Raw genomic sequence first — 21407 nt, 5'->3', positions numbered from 1 at the left:
GGTTTGCGCTGCCCACAGCGGGGGCAGCGACTCGCGCGCCTCTCCTACACCGGTGGCCACGGTATGGCCGGCCACTCCCCCGAGGGCACGGGATGCCGTCCCGTGGCGAGCAGCGCGGCGACCCGTTCACGGACCGCGTCCACCTCGGCGGCGGTCAGCAGTGCCCCGAGCCGTTCGGCGAGCGGTTCCCCGCCGGCGAGCGCCTCCCGCAGGGATTCGAGCGCCGTCACCGCCTCGTCGGGCAGCTTCTCACCGGCCCAGCCCCACAGGAGCGTGCGCAGTTTGTCCGCGACGTTGAACGTGACGCCGTGGTCGATGCCGAAGAGCCGCCCGTCGTGTCCGGCCAGGAGGTGTCCGCCCTTGCGGTCCGCGTTGTTGATCACGGCGTCGAGCACGGCGAGCCGTCGCAGTCGCGCGTCGTCCGCGTGCACGAGCAGCGCCGTGCGGCCCTCCTCCACCTGGGCGTACCCGATGGCCTTCCAGCCGTCACCGGGCTCGTCGCCCTCGACGAGGGCGAGCAGTTCGGTGCCCGCACCGGCCCGCTTCCCGGAGGATTCCACGGCGCTCTCGTCCGCTGGGGCGTCGGTGTCGGCCTCGCCGGCGTCCCCGGCCTCGACCCAGAGCTGGACCATGCCCTCGCCGTAGGGCCCGTCCCGCAGCACGGTGGGCGGCACGAGCCCCCAGCCGAGGGCCTCGGACACCTCGTAGGCGGCGACCTCCCGCTGGGCGAGCGTCCCGTCGGGGAAGTCCCACAGGGGGCGCTCACCGGCCACGGGTTTGTAGACACAGGCGGCGCGCTGCTCCTCGTACGCGATCGTGCAGTAGAGCACCGCGTTGGAGGCCTCCCGGATCTGTCCGCGTACGGTCAGTTCACCGCGGGTGAGCAGGTCCACGGCGGTCACGCTCCCCGCCGGTATCCGTTCTGGCGCGGACATACGTGTCCTTCCGGGTCGAGCGGGAGGCTGCACAGCGGGCACGGCGGTCGGCCCGCGTTCACGACGTCGAGCGCGCGCTTGGCGAAGGCCCTCGCCTGCGCGCCGGTGAGCCGTACGCGGAGCATCGGCGGGCCGTTCTCCTCGTCCTGCAGGAGCTTCTCCTCGGCCTCGGCGAGGTCCTCGTCGGAGTCCGCGTCCAGCTCGACCAGGGCCTGCGCCTCGACGATCATGCGCTCTTCGTCGCCGTCCCAGGCGAGCGCCATCGTGCCGACCCGGAACTCCTCCTCGACGGGCGCGTCGAGCGGCGCGCTGTCGGCGACCTCGGCGGGCGCGACGGCGGGCACCGCGGCACTGCCGCCACTGCGCCGGACGACCTCGTCGAGCAGTTCCTCCATGCGCTCGGCGAGCGCGGCCACCTGGGTCTTCTCCAGGGCGACGCTGGTCACGCGGACCCCTGCGGACGCCTGGAGGAAGAAGGTACGCCGACCGGGGAGTCCGACGGTTCCGGCGACGAAGCGTTCCGGCGGGTCGTAGAGGAACACCTGACGGGACACGTCCTGTCTCCATTGGAATCGACTGCATGTACTTGGCGTGACCACTGCACCCTACTGCGGGCGACGATCACGGTGCGCCCGCATCGCCCCCGACCTGAGCATCCGTGCTCACGGGCGCCTCGCGCGGGGCAAGGGAACCGAAGTCCCCGGTGTCCCCGAGGCGGACGAGGAACGGGCGCAGGCGCGTGTAGCGGATCGCCGTGACGGAACAGGGCTCCACGGAGATGCGCTGGAACAGATCCAGGTGCAGTCCGATGGCGTCGGCGACCAGGGACTTGATGATGTCGCCGTGGGAGCACATCAGATAGACGGCGTCGGCACCGTGATCGCGCTCCACGCGCGCGTTCCACTCGCGTACGGCCTCCGCGGCCCGCGTCTGCATGGCGCGCATGGACTCGCCGCCGGGGAAGGCCGCGGCGGACGGATGCTGCTGTACGACCTCCATGAGGGGCTCGTCCGCGAGTTCGGCGAGCTTGCGGCCCGACCAGTCGCCGTAGTGGCACTCGCCGATGCGGTCGTCGGTGTGGACGTCGAGTCCGGGGCGGGCGGCGAGCAGCGGTGCCAGGGTCTCCTGGCACCGCTGGAGCGGGCTGGTGACGACCTCGGCGAGCGGCAGCGCGGCGAGCCGTCCGGGCAGCGCCGCGGCCTGCTCGGAACCGCGCTCGTCGAGGCCGACGCCGGGCGTCCAGCCGGCGAGCAGGCCCGCGGTGTTGGCGGTCGAGCGTCCGTGGCGCACAAGGATCAGCGTGGGCATGCGGGCCAGCCTAAGCCGCGATGGGGTGCGTAAGAAGCTGAGGCTGGGAAGAATGCAGAACATGATCGTTGACTGCGCCAGCTACCGCCACGGCCACCGCGCCACCGAGGGACCGGAGGACTTCTCCGACGCCCTGGACGCGGCGCGGGCGACGGGCGACGCGTTCGTCTGGATCGGACTGCACGAGCCGACGGAGGACGAGTTCGACCTGGTGGCCAAGGAGTTCTCGCTGCACCCCCTGGCGGTGGAGGACGCCCTGAAGGCCCACCAGCGGCCGAAACTCGAGGTGTACGACGACTCCGTCTTCGTGGTCCTCAAGCCGGTGGTGTACGACCAGGAGAACGACACCGTGTCCTCCGGCGAGCTCATGATCTTCATGGGCGACTCCTTCGTGGTGACGGTCCGGCACGGCGACGGCGCGCCGCTCAGCTCCGTACGCCACCGCCTGGAGGCGGACCCCGACGTGCTGGAGCACGGGTCGACGTCCGTCCTGTACTCCATCGCCGACGCCGTCGTGGACCACTATCTGGAGGTCGCCGCCGAGCTCCAGACGGACCTGGAGGTCCTGGAGGCGGAGGTGTTCTCGCCGGACGTCGGCGGCTCGCGGAGCTCGGCGGCGCGGATCTACCAGTTCAAGCGCCAGATCCTGGAGTTCCGGCGGGCCACGGGGCCGCTCGCGATGCCGATCGCCCGCCTCGCGGGCGTGAATCCCTACGGCCGATCCGTGCCGTTCGTCGACGAGTCGGCGCAGCCGTATCTACGGGATGTCAGCGACCACCTGACGCGCGTGAACGAGTCCGTGGAAGGGCTCGACCGCCTGGTGTCGGACATCCTCTCGGCGCATCTGGCGCAGATGAGCGTGCGTCAGAACGACGACATGCGGAAGATCTCCGCGTGGGCGGCCATGGCCGCGGTGCCCACGATGATCGCGGGTGTGTACGGCATGAACTTCGACCACATGCCGGAACTCTCCTGGGGGTGGGCGTATCCGGCGGTGATCCTGCTCATGGCCGTCCTGGAGGTCGCCCTGTACCGCATGTTCAAGCGGCGGGGGTGGATGTAGGCCGCCCGGCGCCCGGAGCGCGCCGTCAGGCATCCGCCGGGTGGCGTCAGGCGGGTGGCGTCAGGCGGGTGGCATCAGGGCCGGTCGCGTCAGGCGAATTCGGGTGCCGAGGTGGCCGGTCCGCCGAGGGCGTCGCGACGCTGCGGCGTCTTCAGGGACACCATCCGCCGCCAGCCGCCCATGCGCTCGAACCCGTGCAGGCTGTGGATGCCCGCCGCGAGTGTCCTCGCCTTGGTCGGGGACCAGCCCAGGATGCGGCCCATGCACTCCATGACGGCGAGGCTGACGTCGCGGTAGACGCCGATCTCGACGAGCGCGCACTCGCGCAGCGTGCGCTGGATGGCGCGGCCGTGCCCGGCGTGCGCGAAGCGCAGCAGTTCCTCGTGGCAGTACGCCAGGTGGTTGTCCTCGTCATTCGAGATCATCTTCACGGCCCTGCCGACCTCGGGGTCGTGCCCGAAGTGCTTGCGGAGCATGTCCATCTGGTCGGCGGCCCGCTGTTCGGTGACACGGCTGTGCGCCAGGTACGTGATGATGTCCTGCTCGGTGAGCGGCTCGTCGGCGCGGAGCTTGTCGTGGGCGAGGCCGATGCCGTGCCTCTCCAGGAGCATCGTGTAGTCGGTCTCGTGCGGGACCTCGACCGGCTCGAGGCCGCGCTTCTTCAGGAGTGCGTTGAAGATCCGCCCGTGCTTGTCCTCGTCGGCACCGTGCCGGACGATCTTTGCCGCCAGCGGGCGCTGGCTCTCCGGAACGAGCGCGGCGATGCGCCCGTTCTCCCAGCCGCCCTGGGCCTCACCGCTCGCCGCGATGGAGCAGAACAGCCGGAACGACTCGTCGTTGTCGAGGATCTCCCGGAAGAGACTCCTGGCCGAAAGCATCGCAGGCACCTCCATGCCGTCACCGACCGCGCGCGGACTTCCGAGAAGCGTGCGCGGACTTACGCAAAGAACGAGTCAAATGCGCAGCGAGGCAGTAGGCAACACATGTGCGCGTCAGCTCCACCGAACGAAGGAACCGACGAGCCGCAGAAGGACTCGGACGGCCGAACGGGACCCTGCGGCCCGGCCCGGACGCAAGGTCGCGGAGCCGTAACCGGAGGGCTCGTCAGGGCGTTGTGCTCGATGACGGCCGTGGCGGGGAAGACCCCCGAGCCCCCACCACGGCCGCGGAAACCTCGCTACGCAAGTCCGGCCCGGTACTACGTGAGTCCGGCCCGCTCCAGGGCCTCGGTCCCCGCGCGCAGCGCCGCGATCCGCTCGTCCAGCGTGAAGCCCGCGGGTGCCAGCGTGAGCGTGGTGACACCGGCTTCCGCGTAGGCGCGCATCCGGTCGGCGATGCGGTCCACGGAGCCGAGCAGCGTGGTGGAATCGATCAGGGACTGCGGCAGGGCGGCGGCCGCGCCGTCCTTGTCACCGGCCAGGTACTTGTCCTGGACCTCGGCGGCCGCCTTCTCGTACCCCATCCGCTGCGCGAGCTTGTTGTAGAAGTTCTGCTTCCGGCTGCCCATGCCGCCGACGTACAACGCCGTGTAGGGGCGGAACACATCGGCGAGCGCGCTGATGTCGTCGGCCCCGTCCTTGCCGAGGGCGAGCGGCAGCGTCGGCACCACGTCGAAGCCGTCCATCGTCTTGCCCGCCTTCTCCCGGCCGGCGCGCAACGGCCGCAGCGCGGTCTCCTCCAGGTGCTCGGCGGCAGGGAAGATGAGGAGCGCGCCGTCGGCGATCTCGCCGGTCTGCTCCAGGTTCTTCGGGCCGATCGCCGCGATGTACAGCGGGATGTGCTCGCGCTGCGGGTGCACGGTCAGCTTGAGGGGCTTGCCGGGGCCGCCGGGCAGCGGCAGCGTCCAGTGCTCGCCGTCGTGGCTCAGACGCTCCCGGGCCATGGCCTTGCGCACGATGTCGACGTACTCGCGCGTGCGGGCCAGCGGCTTGTCGAACTTGACCCCGTACCAGCCCTCGGAGACCTGCGGCCCCGAGACACCGAGTCCGAGACGGAAGCGCCCGCCGGACAGCGAGTCGAGGGTCGCCGCCGTCATCGCGGTCATCGCGGGCTGACGTGCGGGAATCTGGAAGATCGCCGAGCCCACGTCGATGCGCTCGGTCTGCGCCGCCACCCAGGACAGCACGGTGGCCGCGTCCGAGCCGTAGGCCTCGGCCGCCCAGCAGACCGCATAGCCCAGCTTGTCGGCCTCCCTGGCGACGGCGAGGTTGTCCGCGTCCATCCCGGCGCCCCAGTAGCCGAGGTTGATCCCGAGCTGCATGGCCGAATCCCCTTACCCGTGAGTAACGTGCTTGTGCCGGGGACTGTAGCGCGCGGGCGGTCCATCCGTCAGGGGCGCTTGCCCGTACGCGTCGCCGCCGGTCCCCGTACGGGTCACCGAGTTGTCCACAGCCGACGGTTTGTCCACACGCCCGCCCGGCGCCGATGCGTGGCCGATAATCTCGCGGCCATGGAGCAGAGGCATCTCGGCCGAACAGGTCTGCGTGTGTCCCGGATCGGGCTCGGCACCCTCACGTGGGGGCACTCCGACGAGCTCGGGGAGAACGACGCCGCCGACCTGTTGAAGGTCTTCTGGGAGGCGGGCGGCACCCTCGTGGACACGGCCGACGTGTACGGCGACGGGGAGGCCGAGTACCTCCTCGGCCGGCTCGTCGAACGGCTCGTGCCGCGGCGCGATCTGGTCATCGCGACGAAGGCGGGCAGTGTGCCCGACCCCCTCCGGCGCTTCGACGGCTCGCGCGGCCATCTGCTGTCCGCCCTCGACGCCTCCCTGGCCCGCCTCGGTACCGATTACGTGGACCTGTGGCAGGTCCACGCTTTCGATCCCGGCACGCCCCTTGAAGAGACCCTGCAGGCCCTGGACATCGCCGTCAGCAGCGGCCGCGCACGCTACGCGGGCGTCTCCAACTTCAGCGGCTGGCAGCTCGCCAAGGCCGCGACCTGGCAGCTCGCGGCGGTGGGCACCCGCACCCGCCTCGCCAGCACACAGATGGAGTACTCCCTGCTCCAGCGCGGCGTCGAACGCGAGGTGCTGCCCGCAGCCCTCGACCTGGGCGTCGGCCTGCTGCCGTCCTCACCGCTCGGCCGCGGCGTCCTGACCGGCAAGTACCGCAACGCGACACCCGCTGACTCGCGCGGCGCGTCCGAGCAGTTCGCGCCGTTCGTCGAGCCGTATCTCGACGACGCCGCGAGCCGGGTCGTGGACGCCGTCGCGATAGCGGCGGACGGCCTCGCCGTCACGCCCCAGCAGGTGGCTCTCGCCTGGGTGCGCGACCGCCCCGGAGTGGCCGCCCCGATCGTCGGCGCGCGCAACGCGCAGCAGCTCACGGCCGCGTTGTCAGTGGAGACCCTTAGTCTTCCTGACGAGATCTGCCAGGCGCTCGACGACGTGTCGGCGCCCGTGCACCGCTACCCAGACCAGGACTGGAGCACGCTGTGAGTACGGAGTCCACCACCGCGGAGGCCACCGAGCCCGAGGCCCCGGAGGCCGGGGCCGCCCCCGCCGGGGGGACCGCACCGGCTGCCGGGGCCACCCCGGCCGGGGGAGCCGTGCCGGAAGCCGGGGACGAGGCCGCGGGTGCTCCGCGGGCAGCCGAGGGCGACGCGGGCGCGAACGCCGTGGCCGAATCCCCCGAAGCCGGGGCCGTCCCAGCCGAAGAAGCCGTGCCGGAAGCCGGGGACGAGGCCGCGGGTGCTCCGCGGGCAGCCGAGGGTGACGCGGGCGCGAACGCCGTGGCCGAGGGTGACGCGGGCGCGGACGCCCGGGACGAGGGTGACGCGGGCACGGACGCCCGGGACGAGGGTGACGCGGGCGGGGGCGCCGGGGACGAGGCCGAGGTAACCGGCGTCGGTGCCGACGCGGAGGACGGCGGCGACGGCGGCGTGACGGGCGGCGACGGCGTGGGCGGCGGAGGGGACGGTGATGCTGCGGCCGCCGTGTCCGAGGCCGAGGCCGAGCTGGCGGCGCAGCGGGAGCTGCGGGAGCGCATCGAGCAGCGCAAGGCCTCCAAGAAGGGCCCGGTCGAGGCCGGTACGGCGCTTCAGGGGACGGCCGCCGACCTGCTGGCGGCGGTGCGAGCCGTGGAGAGCGGCGAAAAACCCGTCGCCTCGGCGTTCCACGACCCCGAGCCGACCGTGCCGCGCAGGCCCGCTCCCGCCCCCGAGGCCGCACGCCGTCCGGTGTCGGAGGCCTCGTCCGCCGTCGCCGAGCCCGCGCAGGAGACCGTCGAGGCGGTGTCGGCCGTGCTGACTCAGGGCGGCGCGCCCGCGGCGCTCGCGGCCCGCGCCGCGGCGGTGCTCGGCGAGGGTGCCGACGACGTGCTCCGCGCGGACCCCTGGCAGTTGCTGCGCGTGCCCGGGATGCGCCTCGAACAGGTCGACGGTTTCGCCCGGGCGCTCCTCGGCCCCGACTGCGGCCCCGGGGACGAGCGCAGGGGCACCGCCCTCACGGTGTGGCTGCTCGAACAGGCCGCGCTCGCCGGGCACACGGCGCTCACGTCGGCCGCGCTCGGCGCCGCCCTCGGGCAGCGCGGGGTGCCGGAGCCTGATGACGCGGTGCAGCGTGCCGTCGCGGAGGGCGATGTGCTCGTCTTCCAGGACGCCCTGGACGCGGGGCCCGGAGCCGCCCCGGCCCCGCCCGCCCCGGCCGGTGAAGGCGCGGAGGAGGCCGAGGAAGCGGCGGTGCCCGTCCAGATCCTGCTCGGCCTCGAGCGCTACGCCCTGGCGGAGGAGAGCCTGGCGGACGGCCTCGCCCGGGTGCTGAACTCCCTCCCGAAGGACGACACTTCGAGCCCCTCGGCCACCGAGTGGGAGGAGGCGGCGAGCCGTGCCTCCGGCTCCGCCGCCGAGCTGATCCGCGCCGTCGCAGGCCACGGCCTCGTGCTGCACACCGGCGGCGAGGAGGCCCGCGCCGAGCCCGCCGCCCTGGTGACGGCGGCGCGCGCGCTGGGCCTGCGGGTGTGCGCGGCGACGCACGGCCCGGACGGACAGCGGAGGCTGGCGGGGCGCCTGGGCGGCGGTGTCGACGGCGCTCCGGGGGCTGGTCGCGCCGACGGTGCCGGTGGCCCGGGCGGGTCTGGCGGCGCTGACGGCTTCGGTGGCCCCGGCGACTCTGACGGCGTCGGCGGGTCTGGCGGCTCCCCCGGCTCCCGTGGCTCTGACGGCTCTGACGGCTCTGACGGCTCCCGTGGTCCTGGTGGGCCGGACGGTTCCAATCGGCCGGGGGGTTCCGATGGGCCGGACGGTTCCGGCAGGCCGGACGGTTCCGGTGGGCCGGGGGGTTCCGAGGGTGCCGGTGGCCTTGCCCCCGCGGGAGGCTCCGGCTCCGGCGGCGCAGCCTCCGAGGTGGCCGTCACCGTGGCGGGGCTGCTCTCCGGGCGCCAGGGCCCCGGGCGCGACGCGGACGGCGCGTTCGCCGTCGACCTGCTCGTGGTCCTGGACGCCCCGCAGTTGGACGTGGAGACGGCCGCGACGCTCGTCGAGTCGCTGCCGGACGGGGCCAGGCTGGTGCTCAGCGGCGACCCCGGTGTGCTGTGGTCCGCGGGCCCAGGCCGGGTGTTCGCGGACCTCCTGGCGGCCCGCTGCTGCCCGCAGGTCGTCTCGCGCACCCCGGACCCCGGCCCCCTCGGCGAGCTGGTCTCCGGCATCGGCGTGGGCGAGCTGGTCCAGGTCGAGGCACCGGGCAAGGAAGTCGTGATCGTCCCGGTGCGGGACGCGGCCGACGCGATCCACCGCACGGTGCAGTTGGTCGCGGACTCGGTGCCGCGGGCCATCGGCGTACCGGCCGAGCAGACGCAGGTCATCACGCCCGGCCACGGCGGAGCGGCGGGCACGCGGGCGCTGAACGCGGCGCTGAAGGACCGCCTCAACCCGGGCCCCGGCCGGTTCGGCGGCTTCGACCCGGGCGACCGCGTCGTCTACGCCCCGGTGCCGGGCCGCACGGCGCTCGGCAGGGTCGTCGGCGCCGACCCGCAGGGGCTGCGCCTGGACTGCGAGGGCGCGTCCGTCGTCGTACCGAAGGACCGCGTGGAGCAGGCGGTGCGGCACGCCTGGGCCGTCACCGCGCATCAGGCAGTGGGCCGCCGCTGGCCCGCGGCGGTAGTGGTCCTGCCGGGCGACGCGGCCGGCACCCTGACCCGGCCGTGGATCTACTCCGCGTTCAGCCGGGCCGAGCGTCATCTGTCGGTGGTGCAGGGTGTCGCGCAGGCGCTGCCCCAGGCGGTCGCCGAGCGCCCCGCCAAGGAGCGCACGACCCGGCTGCGGACGTTGCTGCGCCCGCAGCCGCAGCCACCGCAGGCAGAGGGCTAGGCCGGGCCGCCGGGGCCGCGCGGGGCCGTTGCCCGCCCGCGGCCCCGTCCGCAAGGACGGGCACCACGGGCACCCGAGGGGCACACCACGCACACACCCACGGGCACCCGAGGGGCACACCACGCACACACCCACGGGCACCCGACGGGAACGTCACGGGCACCCCCACGGGCACCCGACAGGCACGTCACGCACACACCCACAGGCACCCGACAGGCACACCACGCACACACCCACAGCCACCCGACAGGCACGCCACGCACACACCCACAGGCACCCAACAGGCACGCCACGGGTACCCCCGGGGCGTCCGATGGGCACGCCAGGCGCACACCCGCGGGCACGTCACGGGAAGCGGCAACCCGTGATCGCCCCGCCCCATCCCGCGGCCGACACCTCCGCTAGCCGACGCCCCCGCTCTTCCCCCGCTCGACGACCTCCACGTCGCCCGCCCCATCGGCGTCGTCAACATCGACGTCGACGGCGTCCTCGGCAACGTCGAAGGGCACGACCTCGTCCGGATCGAAGTCCAGATCCGCGTCGAGGTCGGGGTCGAGGTCGAGGTCGAGGTCGTCGGAGTCGGAGCCTCTGCGGACCCGTGCCGAGCGCACCGCCCGGTCGGCCTCGTCGAGGTCGTCATCGGTGTCGTCGTCGAAGACCGCGCTGACGTCGAAGCGGCAGACCACCCGCTGGGTGTCGGGCTGGTCGAAGGGGGACTCCAGCCACTCGCCGGGCTCCGCGGGCTCGTCCGCGGCGGTGACCCACAGCGTGGAGTCGCCCTCTTCGAGGCCGAACTCCTTGTGCCGGGAGGCGATCTCGTCCGGTTCGAACTCGCCGAAGAGCAGTCCGAGCGCGCCCGGCACGGTGCCCGCGAGGCGGCCCGACTCGATGTCCTGGTCCGCGGCCTCGACCCGCTCGGCCTGGGCGAGGAGCCGCTGCGGCTCCACGACTGCGTAGTCCCGCCGGATCAGCACGCTCAGGGCGTTCGGCTCCGCGGGTCCCTGATACGGCGGCAGGGCGTCCTCCGCCCCCGGGATCTCGAAGGGGGTGACCTCGTCGTACCGGTCGTAGAGCAGTTCGTCGTACGCCTCCGCGGCGGCGGCAAGCTCGTTGAACGCCTCGTAGACGTCGGGATCGTCCTCGCCCGACCTGCGTTCGACCGCCGCAAGGTGGCGGTCGAGCGCGGTCTTGACCGCCTCGGCGGCGGCACGTACCTCGGCAGCGGTGGGCTGCGCAGCATCAGACATAGTGCAGACGCTATCCGTACCGGGCCGGTGCCCGCACAATAGATGCGATGCCGGAATACGAATTTGTCGACGTGTACGTTCCGCGCGGGGTGTCCCGTAAGGAGGCCACTCGTCTGCTGACCGACCACGCAGAGTACGGACACTGGGAGCTGGACCGTCTCAGCCTGCATGCCGACGGAAGTCGGCGGGTGCGGTTGCGGCGGCGCATCATCCGCCAGGTGCGAGCCACTTGGTGACGGGCGGCCGGACGGACGGGCGGACCGCCGTGCCGATGCCCGGACTGACGGGCGGTGCGCAAACGGAGCGGGCCCCGCGATCGCGGGGCCCGCTCCGTTGTGCCTGACGGCCGGGGCCGCTCAGAAGACCGGAACCCGCCGCCGCGTCCCGGGCACGCCCACGTGAGGCACGCCCGTACCAGGCATACCGGACACGCCCACGTCGAGCGTCGGCACGCCTACGTCGAGCGTCGGCACGCCCATGCCGAGCATCGGCACGCCCGTGTCAGGCACGTGCCCTCCGGTACAGGACAGTGCCCGCGAGCAGCATGCCCGCGCCGACCGGCAGCGCGACGCCGAGCGGCAGAGTGCCGCCGGTCTGCGCGAGCTCGTCCTTGCCCTCGGGCGGCATGACCATGTGGGCGACCGGCGTGTTCGGCCCGCCCGCGCGGTCCGGCTGCTTCTGTCCGGGCTTGCCCGGCGAGCCGGGCTCCTGCGGCGAGCCCGGGTGCTCGGGCGTTCCGGGGTTGCCGGGCCGCTCGGGCTTGCCCGGGTGCTCCGGGTTGCCCGGGTTGCCGGGCTCCTCCGGGTTCCCGGGGTTGCCGGGCTCCTCGGGCTTCGTGGGCGGCTTCTCACCGGGTGGGGTGGAGCCGTAGCCGGACTCGTTGGTGCACTCGTTGCCGGAGGCGGGGTTGCCGAGGCCGACCCCGCTGGCGCTGTTGCCGCAGACATTCACGGGCGCGTCCACCGGCAACTGGATGTTGTTGCCGGAGCCCACACCCGGTGAGCCGCCGGCGTACCCGTCGGCGGTGGCGCCGCCCGAGGGCTTGCCGCCGTGGTCGTCGCCGTAGCCGCCGCCGTGGTCGTCGCCATAGCCGCCGCCGTGGTCGTCGCGGGACTCGTTGGCACACCTATTGCCCATTGCGGGGTTCAGGGCCCCGGCGACGTTCACGGTGTTCCCGCAGACATTGCCGGGGGCGTTCACGGGGACCTGGACGGAATTACCCGAAAGGACTCCGGGGGAATTCGAACTGCCGCCGCGGGCGTTCGAGTCGGCCTGGGCGTAACCACCGGTGACCGCGAGCACGCCGGTGGCGGCCGCAACGGTGATCAGGCCTTTGCGCGTGACCTGTCGCATAGCTTGTTCCTGCCTTGCCTTCCGGAAATGCGCACGGGCCCAGTGCGCCGTGCGCCCAATGCCCGTCGGCCCCGGAGCGCTTCATGGGCGCTCCGGGGCCGACGGACTTCACACCCTCAAGGGGCGCGGCCCCTCACGGGGTGAGGCACAGTGGCGTCACTTGTTGACGCAGTAGTTCCCGAAAGCCGGGTTCAGCAGCCCGATCACGGAGATCGTGTTGCCGCACGCGTTCACCGGGACGTGCACCGGCACCTGCACAGTGTTGCCCGAGACGACGCCCGGGGAGGCCACGGAAGCACCCTGCGCACCGGCGTCGGCGGCAGCGATGCCCGCACCGGCGAGCACCAGGCCTCCGGTGGCTACCGCAACCGCGACGATCTTCTTGATCATTATTCCTCCTAGTTGACAATGCGGTCCCAGCCGCGGACCGCACCACCTGTAACGAGGGGGAATGGTGGGGGCTACGTGGACAAAGCTGCTTTCACTCTTTTCGGTTAGCTACGCACGCATGGACGATTATTGAAGATTCGTTTCGGCCGGGGCGCTTGGCCGCGCGTTCAGCAGACGTCGACGGAAGGCCTACGGAAGGCCTACGGAAAACCGGCGCAAAGCTGACGGAAAGCCGACATGACGCAGGGCGCTTCGATGAACCGATCGTCATTCAGGACGCGTCGATGAACCGGTCGAGGACGCGTACACCGAACTTCAGTCCGTCCACCGGCACCCGCTCGTCGACGCCGTGGAACATGCCCGCGAAGTCCAGCTCCGGCGGCAGCTTCAGCGGCGCGAAGCCGAAGCCCCGGATGCCGAGGTCGTCGAAGGACTTGGCGTCCGTGCCGGCCGAGAGCATGTAGGGGACGGCCCGTGCGATCGGGTCCTCCGCCTGCAGCGCCGACTGCATGGCGTCCACGAGCGCGCCGTCGAACGTGGTCTCCAGGGCCTTGTCCGTGTGCACGTCCTCCCGCCGGACGTTCGGACCGAGGATGCGGTCGAGGTCGGCCAGGAACTCCTCCTCGTACCCCGGCAGGAAGCGGCCGTCGACGTGCGCGGTGGCCTGCCCGGGGATCACGTTCACCTTGTAGCCGGCGCCGAGCTGGGTCGGATTGGCGGTGTTCTGCAGCGAGGCGCCGATCAGCTTGGCGATGCCGCCGAGCTTGGCGAGCGTGGCGTCCATGTCCTCCGGGTCGAGCTCGGTGCCGAGGGCGTCGCCCAGCTCGTCGAGGAAGTGCCGCAGCGTCTTGGTGACGCGGATCGGGAACTTGTGGCGTCCGAGCCGCCCGACGGCCTCGGACAGCTCGGTGATCGCGTTGTCCTTGTGGATCATCGAGCCGTGGCCTGCGGTGCCGTCCACGGTCAGCTTCATCCAGTGCATGCCCTTCTGGGCGGTCTCCACGAGATAGAGGCGCAGGTTCTCGTTGACCGTGAAGGAGAAACCGCCGACCTCACTGATCGCCTCGGTCACGCCCTCGAAGAGGTCCGGGTGGTTGTCCACCAGGTGGCGCGCGCCGTACGTGCCGCCCGCCTCCTCGTCGGCGAGGAACGCGAGCACTATGTCGCGCGGCGGCTTGCGGCCGCTGCGCAGCCGGTCGCGTACGACCGCGAGGGTCATCGCGTCCATGTCCTTCATGTCGACGGCGCCCCGGCCCCACAGACAGCCGTCGGCGATCTCCCCGGAGAAGGGGTGGTGCGTCCAGTCCTGGGCGTTGGCGGGTACGACGTCGGTGTGGCCGTGGATGAGCAGCGCGGGCCGCGACGGGTCCTCGCCCTCGATGCGCGCCACGGTGGAGGCGCGCCCCGGGTGCGATTCGAAGATCTGCGGTTCGAGCCCCACCTCCGCGAGCTTCTCCGCGACGTACTCGGCCGCCTTGCGCTCCCCCGGGCCGGAGTGATCTCCGTAGTTGCTGGTGTCCATCCGGATCAGGTCCCGGCACAGGTCGACGACCTCGTCCTCACCGGAGACGGCCCGCGTCCCGTTCGCCCTGCCGCCCGTGGTCGGCTCGCTCACGCTGTTCCTCCCGCTGTTGCCCTTACGGTCCCTCCCATCCTCCCGCGCCGCGCCTCCGGGCCCAAGGCCCGACCCCCCTCGTCATACACCGTTCACCCCCGGGACCCGTGTGATCAGGGGCCCTCGAATGTTTGTCCGGGTGGCGGAATGGCAGACGCGCTAGCTTGAGGTGCTAGTGCCCTTTATCGGGCGTGGGGGTTCAAGTCCCCCCTCGGACACCAGCTAAGACCCCACTTCACGTGGGGTTTTCTGCGTTTCTGGGCAGTGGCGTGACCCACCACGTGACCAACGGTCCGGCCCGGTTCGGGGAGCACGTCACCAGGGCTACGGGCGGAGCGGTCGGCGTGGCCCTCAGGGGCTTGGAGGACCGGGCGGAGCGTCACGTGCCGTTGCTCGTCGGGTGCACCTGGCGCCAGGGGGCGAAGGCGGTGCCCGTGCGCGGGATCAGGGATGCCAGTTCGGGGCAGTGGCGCAGGATCACCGAGTTCATGCCGCCCTTCTGGACCCAGTCGATGCCCAGGGGGGTGTAGATCTCCGGGCGGAAGTCGACCGTGAGGAAGCGGTCGCTCTGGAGGCGGCGGGTCGCCATCAGGATGAAGATGCGGAACGCGGTGTCGCTGAAGCCGAAGCCGGTGGGCGGGTTCTCGGCGAAGAGGCCGACCATGGTGTCGATCTCGTCGACCGTGTTGTAGACGTCCTTCAGGCGGGCGAGGGTCTCGGGGTTCTCCGTGAGGTCCTCAAAGGCGCGGATGCGCTGCTTGTGCAGGCCCGCGCGGAAGTCGTTGTAGCGCGGCACCCCGCGGCGGCGGGTGCGGACGAGGTCGACGACGGACAGGTCGATGATCTCGCCCTCGCGCTCGAACTTCTGTAGTGCGCGCGGGAAGTTGTGCAGCGTGATCGCGCCGGGGTGGGCGATCCCGAAGGAGTACAGGCTGTTGGCGAGGCCCGTCTTGCGCAGGGCGCCCTCGGCCGCACCGCCGTTGATGTCGAGGAAGCCGACCGTCTCCAGGCGCTGCCCGAAGTGGTGCTCGCACAGGTCGAAGTCGTCCGGGATCAGCGGGTGCATGCGGTAGACGGTGACGAAGTCCTCGGTGAGGGAGTACGGGGTGCCGTGGTGGTCGGGCAGGGTCTTCGGGATGCCCGAGAGGGAGTGGGCCTCAAGAAGCCAGAGACCGAGCTTCTGGAGCCAACTGTCCGGCGGTCCTTCCCAGTTGGTGTGCAGCCCGAGGTCGATGGCGTCGGTGGCGAGGATCGCCGGGGTCCACTCCACCGTGTGGATCTTCGCGATGAGCGCGGAGACCACGAGCCGGGCCGTGTGGTAGACGGATTCCTCGCTCATGGAGGGGTACGTCCGGCGCAGCGCGGCGCAGACCGCATTGTGCTCGCGGGCGAACAGCGTGTGCATCAGGCTCAGACCGAGCCACCAGTTGTCGGTGAAGCCGGACAGCGGGACGCCGTGCGGGCCGATGGGCAGGTGCCCCTGCTCCAGGCGCAGGTCGGCGCCGCCGTCGGGGGCGCGCAACTGCCGCGCGGTCGCCTCGTCCGCGCCGTACACCTCGGAGCCGTCCCACCAGTGGGACGCGGTGTTGGCGAAGAGGACGGGCGGGCGTCCGCCGGGCACCGGCAGGCCCTCGTTCTCGGCGAACCGCATGACGTGCTCGGCGGGTCCGCCCGGTGTGTTGTGCCAGGCGGACCCGGGCGGCAGCGGCACCTCGACGGTCTTGGTGCCCGCGGGATGGCGGCGGTGGTTGACCCAGTCGTGGACCTGGAACTGGATCCAGGCGGCGGCAAGGACGTTGAGGGAGGTCGCGGGCACGAAGCTCTCGCGGTGCAGGAGCTGCCTGCTGACCGTGACCGGGTTCGGGGTGTCGAAGAGGTCGGGGCGGTAGACGGGTTCGAGGTTGCGCCCGAAGGCGGCGCCGACGGCGCCCATGGCGGGGGCGGACAGGTCGTTGAACGTACCGTCGTAGGAGCGCGAGGTGCGCAGGCTCTCGTGCGGGGGCAGAGGCACCGGTACGGCCTTCGGCGGTGCCTCGTGCACATCGGTGTCGATGAGGTTGAAGCGGCGCAGCGCCTTGCGCAGGAACACCAGGTTGAGCAGGCTCAGTTGCAGCGGAAGCCGGTGCCAGGGCACGACCCGGTTCAATGTCCTGAAGGCGGCGCCCACGGGCGCCCCGAGGACCCTGTTGCGCGGTGGCTCCTCGGTGCGGAAGCGCAGGCCCCCGCGGTACGCCGCGCTCGCCTCGTAGGCGGCCTTGCGGGCGCGGTTGAGGTTGCCGAGAGGGCGGAACCCGTCGGTGGTGTACCAGGGGTTGAAGGCGAGTTCGTCGACCCGGAGCGCGGCCGAGCGGGCCTCCGCGGTGTCCACGTCCTGGCTCGGGACGGTGAGCCGGGCGACGGGCACGGCGGGCGCGACGGCGTCCCGCCACTCCACCGAGCCGTCCTCGATGGGCGTGCGCCGCTCGTCGACGTACCGCTGCAGACACAGGTCGAAGGCGACGTCCGCGGTCACCAGGCGGTGGGCGAGGTCGCGGTGCAGATAGTTGGGGTCGCGGCGGTCGGGGCGGGGTCCCGGGGCGGCGCCGCCCGCCGGACGCAGCAGATAGCGTACGGGGCCCGCGTCGCCCCACAGCATGGCGCCGCGGCTCCAGAACGTCTCGGCGGCGAGGCTGGTCACGGTGTGGCGGGTCGCGGCCCTGATGTTGCGGCGCATGCGGTCGGCGGTGGCGAGGCCGACGGCGAGCGGGAGTTTCACGAAGAGGCCGAAGGCCTTCTGGAGCGGGGTGCGGGCGCCCGCCATGGACTTGGCGAAGGCGATGAACTCGCGGGCGTCCTTGGCGTGCGACACCGGCCAGTTGGTGGCGATCAGGTCGTGGCTCTCGTCCGCGGACACCTCCACCCGTACGGCGACGCCCCGCAGGTCAGGTACCGCGTCGGCCTGCCGGATGCCACTCGCGTTGGACAGGCGTACCGTCGCCGGATACTCGGCGCCGGGCTGCGCGAAGCCGTGGCGCAGCTCCTGCGGCAGGTCGTCGCGGAAGCGCAGGCGGGCGTTCTGCACCGCGAGCACGGCCTTGGCGTGCTGGGCACGTGCGGGCGCGCCGGCGCCCGCGGCGCGCGCGTCGGCGGCCTGCACCTTCATCAGTTCACGGGCGATGCGTTCGAAGAGGACGCGCTCCGCCTCGGGGCTGCCTCCGAGATAACGCTCGTAACTCCGCTCGTGCTGTCCCGGCTCTTGCTGTCCTGGGTCGTGCTGTCCCGGCTCGTGCTGTCCTGGCTCGTACTGTCCTGAAGAGACCATCGGGCGCTTCCTTCGTACGCAGGAGGAAACGGAGAGTAGCGGGTAGGTGGCAGGGCGCGTCGACGCTACTGGTGCCGCCGCCCGCCCGCAGCGGGCGAACCCGCCTATGTGCGTGGCCGCGCCACGGCTCCACCAGGGCCTCGAACTGCCGGTCGACTGGCGGGGTTTGGGCCCGTCAGGGGCGCGCGGCGCCCCCGGGTGGTGGCCCGCCGGATGTCCCGTGCGCGTCTCCTTCTCCGGCAGCCCCACCCGCCGGGGCCCCCGAATGGCCGGGTCCCGACGGGTGACACCGGTCAGTCCGGCGACGTCCGGTCAGTCGATGAAGTCGCCGTCCACGTACACCCACGCTCCGTCGACGCGCTCGAAGCGGCTGCGCTCGTGCAGGGCGTCGGGGCGGCCGCCGTCGGTGTAGTGGGCGCGGAAGGTGACGGTGCCGGTGGTGTGGAAGGCGGTGCCGTCGGCCGTCTCCTCGATGTCGAGCCCCGTCCAGCGCAACGCCGGGTCGAACTCGACGCGCGGCGGCCGGGTCCGCGGGTGCCAGGTGCGCAGCAGGTACGCCTCGTCGCGCCGGGCGAAGGCGGTGAAGCGCGAGCGCATCAGTTCCTCGGGGGTCGCGGCGGTGGCCTCGCCTCGGTGCAGGCGGCCGCAGCAGTCCTCGTACGGTACGGGGTGGCCGCAGGCGCAGGCTGCGGGCTGGGGTGTGGTGCGCCGGGGGCGGCGGGGCTGCTGTCGGGGCATGGGGACATTCTCCCCCCACCAGGGAGACGCGGGTTCGTCTGCCGGGAGCCTGTTCTCGTGCGTCTGCAGCGCCGTCGTGGCTGGTCGCGCAGTTCCCCGCGCCCCTTGGGGCGCCGTGGCTGGGGGGCGGGCTCCCCGCGCCCCGGCGGGGGCGGTCAGCGAGTGGGCGGCGGGGCCAGGATGTCCAGTTCGCGCAGGGCGCCCTCGGCGATCTCGCGGGTGAGGGCCTCGGCGCGGGGGCCGTCGCCCTCCCGTACCGCTTCGGCGACGCGTACGTGCAGGGTGACGGCGGCCGGGTCGGGGTCCTCGAACATCACGTCGTGGTGGGTGCGGCCCGCAAGGACCTCGGCGACCACGTCGCCGAGCCGGGCGAACATCTCGTTGCCGGAGGCGTCGAGGACGATGCGGTGGAAGGCGATGTCGTGCACGAGGTACTCCTCCAGGCGGCGGCCCCGCGAGGTGGCGACCATGCCGAGCGCGCACTCGGTGAGGGCCGCGCACTGCTCGGCGCTCGCGTGCCGCGCGGCCAGGCCCGCGGCCACCGGTTCGACCGCCGAGCGCAGCACGGTCAGGGAGCGCAACTGGCGCGGGCGGTCGGCGCCCGCGAGGCGCCAGCGGATGACCTGCGGATCGTAGACGTTCCACTGCGCGGCGGGCAGCACGGTCACGCCGACGCGGCGGCGCGATGCGACCAGATGCATGGATTCCAGGACGCGCACCACCTCACGCATCACCGAACGTGACACCTCGAACCGCTGCGCGAGTTCGTCCGTGCGCAGGACGCTGCCGGGCGGGTACTCGCCCGCGGTGATGGCGGGCCCGAGGCTGTCCAGTACGCGGGCGTGCAGCCCCCGGGCCTGTGCGGTCATGACGTCAGCGTACGAGGGAGGCACTGTGCTCAAAAAGTCAGACTTTTACATCACAGACTCTTGAATTCGTCAGACCTAATGGGTTTCAGTGGCGTGAACTGATCGATGTCGACGAGGACAGCGAGGCAACAGCAGCCATGAGCACCACCCACGTCGTCGTAGTGATGGGCGTAGCGGGCACCGGGAAGACCACGGTCGGCCCCCTGCTCGCGGCCCGGCTCGGTGTCCCGTACGCCGAGGGCGACGACTTCCACCCCGCGGCGAACATCGCCAAGATGTCGGCCGGCACCCCGCTGACCGACGAGGACCGCATGCCGTGGCTGGACGCCATCGGCGAGTGGGCCCACGGCCGGTCCGGCCTCGGCGGCGTGGTCAGCAGTTCCGCGCTGAAGCGGGCCTACAGGGACCGGCTGCGCGCGGCGGCCCCCGGCCTCGTCTTCGTCCACCTCACCGGTGACCGGGCCCTCATCGAGGACCGGATGTCCCACCGCGAGGGCCACTTCATGCCGGCCAAGCTCCTGGACTCGCAGTTCGCGACGCTTCAGCCGCTCGGTGCGGACGAGGCGGGCGTCGCTGTCGATGTCGCGGGGAGCCCCGAGGACATCGCGGACCGGGCGGTCACCGCCCTCACCGAGCTCGACGGCTGACCACCGGCTCTCTCGCACACAGCACCCTCACGTCCACGTACAAGGAACCCACCGTGACCAGTCTCAGCGTCGAGATGCTGGCAGCGGATCCCGTCGAACCGATCACCTCGGCGGGCCATGCCCAGCTCGGGATCGCCGTCCTCGCGGGCATCGCCGTCATCGTTCTGCTCATCACGAAGTTCAAGGTCCACGCCTTCCTGGCGCTGACCATCGGCTCGCTGGCGCTCGGCGCCTTCGCGGGCGCCCCGCTCGACAAGGCGATCAGCAGCTTCACCACCGGGCTCGGGTCCACCGTCGCGGGTGTCGGCGTGCTGATCGCGCTCGGCGCGATCCTCGGCAAGCTGCTCGCAGACTCCGGCGGTGCGGACCAGATCGTGGACACGATCCTGGCCAGGGCGGGCGGGCGTGCCATGCCGTGGGCGATGGTCCTCATCGCCTCGGTGATCGGGCTTCCGCTGTTCTTCGAGGTCGGCATCGTGCTGCTGATCCCGGTCGTCCTCATGGTCGCCAAGCGCGGCAACTACTCGCTGATGCGGATCGGCATCCCGGCGCTCGCCGGTCTGTCCGTGATGCACGGCCTGATCCCGCCGCACCCGGGCCCGCTCGTCGCCATCGACGCCGTGCAGGCCAACCTCGGCGTGACGCTCGCCCTCGGTGTGCTCGTCGCGGTCCCCACCGTGATCATCGCCGGTCCGGTGTTCTCGAAGGTCGCCGCGCGCTGGGTGGACGTGGCGCCGCCGGAGAAGATGATCCCGCAGCGGGCATCGGAGGAGCTTGAGAAGCGGCCCGGGTTCGGTGTCACGGTCGCCACCGTGCTGCTGCCCGTCGTCCTGATGCTCGCCAAGGCGCTCGTCGACATCGTCGTGGACGATCCCGAGGCGACCGTGCAGCGCGTGTTCGACGTCGTCGGGTCGCCGCTGATCGCGCTCCTTGCCGCGGTGCTCGTGGGCATGTTCACGTTGGGGCGGGCCGCGGGGTTCACCAAGGACCGGCTCTCCGCCACCGTGGAGAAGTCGCTCGCTCCCATCGCGGGTGTGCTGATGATCGTCGGGGCGGGGGGCGGCTTCAAGCAGACCCTCATCGACGTGGGCGTCGGGCAGATGATCCTCGACTTCTCCGAGGACTGGTCGATTCCCGCGCTGCTGCTCGCCTGGCTCATCGCCGTCGCGATCCGGCTCGCCACCGGGTCGGCGACCGTCGCCACGATCTCGGCTGCCGGGCTTGCGGCTCCGCTGGCCGCGGACATGTCCACCTCGCACACGGCGTTGCTCGTGCTGGCCATCGGGGCTGGGTCGCTCTTCTTCAGCCATGTCAACGATGCGGGGTTCTGGCTGGTGAAGGAGTACTTCGGGCTGGATGTCGGGCAGACCATCAAGACGTGGTCCGTGATGGAGTCCATCATCTCGGTGGTGGCGCTGGGGTTTGTGATGTTGCTTTCGCTGGTGTTGTAGTCCCCCACCCCGCCCCTTCCCGAAACCAGGGGCGCTGCGCCCCCTGGACCCCAGCCTTATCGACGCTCCGCGCCTCGTCCTCAATCGCCGGACGGGCTGGACTTTGCCGCACCGGTGAGAGTTTCAGCCCGTCCGGCGTTTGAGGACGAGGCCGCAGGCCGATACGGGGTCTGGGGCGGAGCCC

19 protein-coding genes and 1 tRNA gene are annotated in these 21407 nt (G+C 72.0%); 7 read left to right on the top strand and 13 right to left on the bottom strand.

Annotation, left to right across the window (positions count from 1 at the left end; translation table 11 throughout):
* Window positions 1–44 precede the first annotated feature (44 nt).
* The 3 genes from IG78_RS0105970 to IG78_RS0105960 form a co-directional block, all read right to left on the bottom strand.
* On the bottom strand, window positions 45–935 hold the full coding sequence (locus tag IG78_RS0105970) for an SCO1664 family protein (RefSeq protein ID WP_030560236.1): 891 nt from the start codon (window positions 933–935) through the stop codon (window positions 45–47).
* A complete protein-coding gene (locus IG78_RS0105965; protein ID WP_030560235.1) occupies window positions 899–1489 on the bottom strand; it encodes a DUF3090 domain-containing protein in 591 nt (196 codons plus the stop codon). The genes IG78_RS0105970 and IG78_RS0105965 overlap by 37 nt, the downstream gene beginning before the upstream one ends.
* Window positions 1490–1556: 67 nt before the next feature.
* Entirely contained in the window at window positions 1557–2243 is a 687-nt protein-coding gene (locus IG78_RS0105960; RefSeq protein ID WP_030560234.1) for a histidine phosphatase family protein, read from the bottom strand.
* Window positions 2244–2304: 61 nt separating this feature from the next.
* Between IG78_RS0105960 and corA the strand changes: the two genes are divergently transcribed.
* Window positions 2305–3306, top strand: coding sequence for a magnesium/cobalt transporter CorA (gene corA, locus IG78_RS0105955; protein WP_030560233.1), 1002 nt, complete (start codon window positions 2305–2307; stop codon window positions 3304–3306).
* Between the two features lie 89 nt (window positions 3307–3395).
* On the opposite strand, the gene IG78_RS0105950 is transcribed toward corA, so the two are convergent.
* Window positions 3396–4184: a hypothetical protein gene (locus tag IG78_RS0105950; protein WP_030560232.1), complete on the bottom strand. Its 789-nt coding sequence runs from the start codon at window positions 4182–4184 to the stop codon at window positions 3396–3398.
* Window positions 4185–4504: 320 nt separating this feature from the next.
* Window positions 4505–5566: an LLM class F420-dependent oxidoreductase gene (locus IG78_RS0105945; RefSeq protein ID WP_030560230.1), complete on the bottom strand. Its 1062-nt coding sequence runs from the start codon at window positions 5564–5566 to the stop codon at window positions 4505–4507.
* A 189-nt stretch (window positions 5567–5755) separates the two neighbouring features.
* Between IG78_RS0105945 and IG78_RS0105940 the strand changes: the two genes are divergently transcribed.
* On the top strand, window positions 5756–6745 hold the full coding sequence (locus IG78_RS0105940; protein ID WP_030560229.1) for an aldo/keto reductase: 990 nt from the start codon (window positions 5756–5758) through the stop codon (window positions 6743–6745).
* Window positions 6742–9612, top strand: a complete 2871-nt coding sequence (locus tag IG78_RS51100) for a helix-hairpin-helix domain-containing protein (RefSeq protein WP_404827654.1) — start codon at window positions 6742–6744, stop codon at window positions 9610–9612. The genes IG78_RS0105940 and IG78_RS51100 overlap by 4 nt, the downstream gene beginning before the upstream one ends.
* Before the next feature lie 401 nt (window positions 9613–10013).
* On the opposite strand, the gene IG78_RS0105930 is transcribed toward IG78_RS51100, so the two are convergent.
* Window positions 10014–10859, bottom strand: a complete 846-nt coding sequence (locus IG78_RS0105930) for a hypothetical protein (protein ID WP_031128338.1) — start codon at window positions 10857–10859, stop codon at window positions 10014–10016.
* A gap of 47 nt (window positions 10860–10906) precedes the next feature.
* Between IG78_RS0105930 and IG78_RS45340 the strand changes: the two genes are divergently transcribed.
* On the top strand, window positions 10907–11095 hold the full coding sequence (locus IG78_RS45340; RefSeq protein ID WP_016641768.1) for a DUF5703 family protein: 189 nt from the start codon (window positions 10907–10909) through the stop codon (window positions 11093–11095).
* Between the two features lie 120 nt (window positions 11096–11215).
* Here IG78_RS45340 and IG78_RS49055 read toward each other — a convergent pair whose 3' ends face one another.
* The 4 genes from IG78_RS49055 to IG78_RS0105910 form a co-directional block, all read right to left on the bottom strand.
* A complete protein-coding gene (locus IG78_RS49055; RefSeq protein ID WP_157855766.1) occupies window positions 11216–11368 on the bottom strand; it encodes a hypothetical protein in 153 nt (50 codons plus the stop codon).
* On the bottom strand, window positions 11361–12212 hold the full coding sequence (locus tag IG78_RS0105920) for a chaplin (RefSeq protein WP_030560225.1): 852 nt from the start codon (window positions 12210–12212) through the stop codon (window positions 11361–11363). Before IG78_RS0105920 ends, IG78_RS49055 begins: the two co-directional genes overlap by 8 nt.
* A 156-nt stretch (window positions 12213–12368) precedes the next feature.
* Window positions 12369–12602 (bottom strand): chaplin, encoded by a 234-nt coding sequence (locus IG78_RS0105915; protein WP_030560223.1) that lies wholly within the window; start codon window positions 12600–12602, stop codon window positions 12369–12371.
* A 271-nt stretch (window positions 12603–12873) separates the two neighbouring features.
* Window positions 12874–14217, bottom strand: a complete 1344-nt coding sequence (locus tag IG78_RS0105910; protein ID WP_030560222.1) for a M20/M25/M40 family metallo-hydrolase — start codon at window positions 14215–14217, stop codon at window positions 12874–12876.
* A 133-nt stretch (window positions 14218–14350) separates the two neighbouring features.
* On the opposite strand from IG78_RS0105910, the gene IG78_RS0105905 reads away from it, so the two are divergent.
* Window positions 14351–14438: transfer RNA gene (locus IG78_RS0105905), tRNA-Leu, on the top strand.
* A 158-nt stretch (window positions 14439–14596) separates the two neighbouring features.
* Here IG78_RS0105905 and IG78_RS45335 read toward each other — a convergent pair.
* The 3 genes from IG78_RS45335 to IG78_RS0105890 form a co-directional block, all read right to left on the bottom strand.
* Entirely contained in the window at window positions 14597–17518 is a 2922-nt protein-coding gene (locus IG78_RS45335; protein WP_051852404.1) for a peroxidase family protein, read from the bottom strand.
* 312 nt (window positions 17519–17830) lie between these two features.
* Window positions 17831–18256 (bottom strand): YchJ family protein, encoded by a 426-nt coding sequence (locus IG78_RS0105895; protein ID WP_030560219.1) that lies wholly within the window; start codon window positions 18254–18256, stop codon window positions 17831–17833.
* Window positions 18257–18411: 155 nt separating this feature from the next.
* The gene (locus tag IG78_RS0105890; RefSeq protein ID WP_030560218.1) at window positions 18412–19125 is read right to left on the bottom strand and encodes a FadR/GntR family transcriptional regulator; all 714 of its coding nucleotides are present in this window, start codon (window positions 19123–19125) and stop codon (window positions 18412–18414) included.
* A 137-nt stretch (window positions 19126–19262) separates the two neighbouring features.
* On the opposite strand from IG78_RS0105890, the gene IG78_RS0105885 reads away from it, so the two are divergent.
* Complete coding sequence (locus IG78_RS0105885; RefSeq protein ID WP_030560217.1) at window positions 19263–19772, top strand: gluconokinase; 510 nt, start codon at window positions 19263–19265, stop codon at window positions 19770–19772.
* A gap of 53 nt (window positions 19773–19825) precedes the next feature.
* Complete coding sequence (locus tag IG78_RS0105880) at window positions 19826–21223, top strand: GntT/GntP/DsdX family permease (RefSeq protein ID WP_030560216.1); 1398 nt, start codon at window positions 19826–19828, stop codon at window positions 21221–21223.
* Window positions 21224–21407 lie beyond the last annotated feature (184 nt).

The organism is Streptomyces aureocirculatus (assembly GCF_000720475.1).
Taxonomy (GTDB): domain Bacteria; phylum Actinomycetota; class Actinomycetes; order Streptomycetales; family Streptomycetaceae; genus Streptomyces; species Streptomyces aureocirculatus.
Note: the sequence above shows the minus strand (reverse complement) of the source record. Positions and strands in the feature narration are given on the sequence as shown.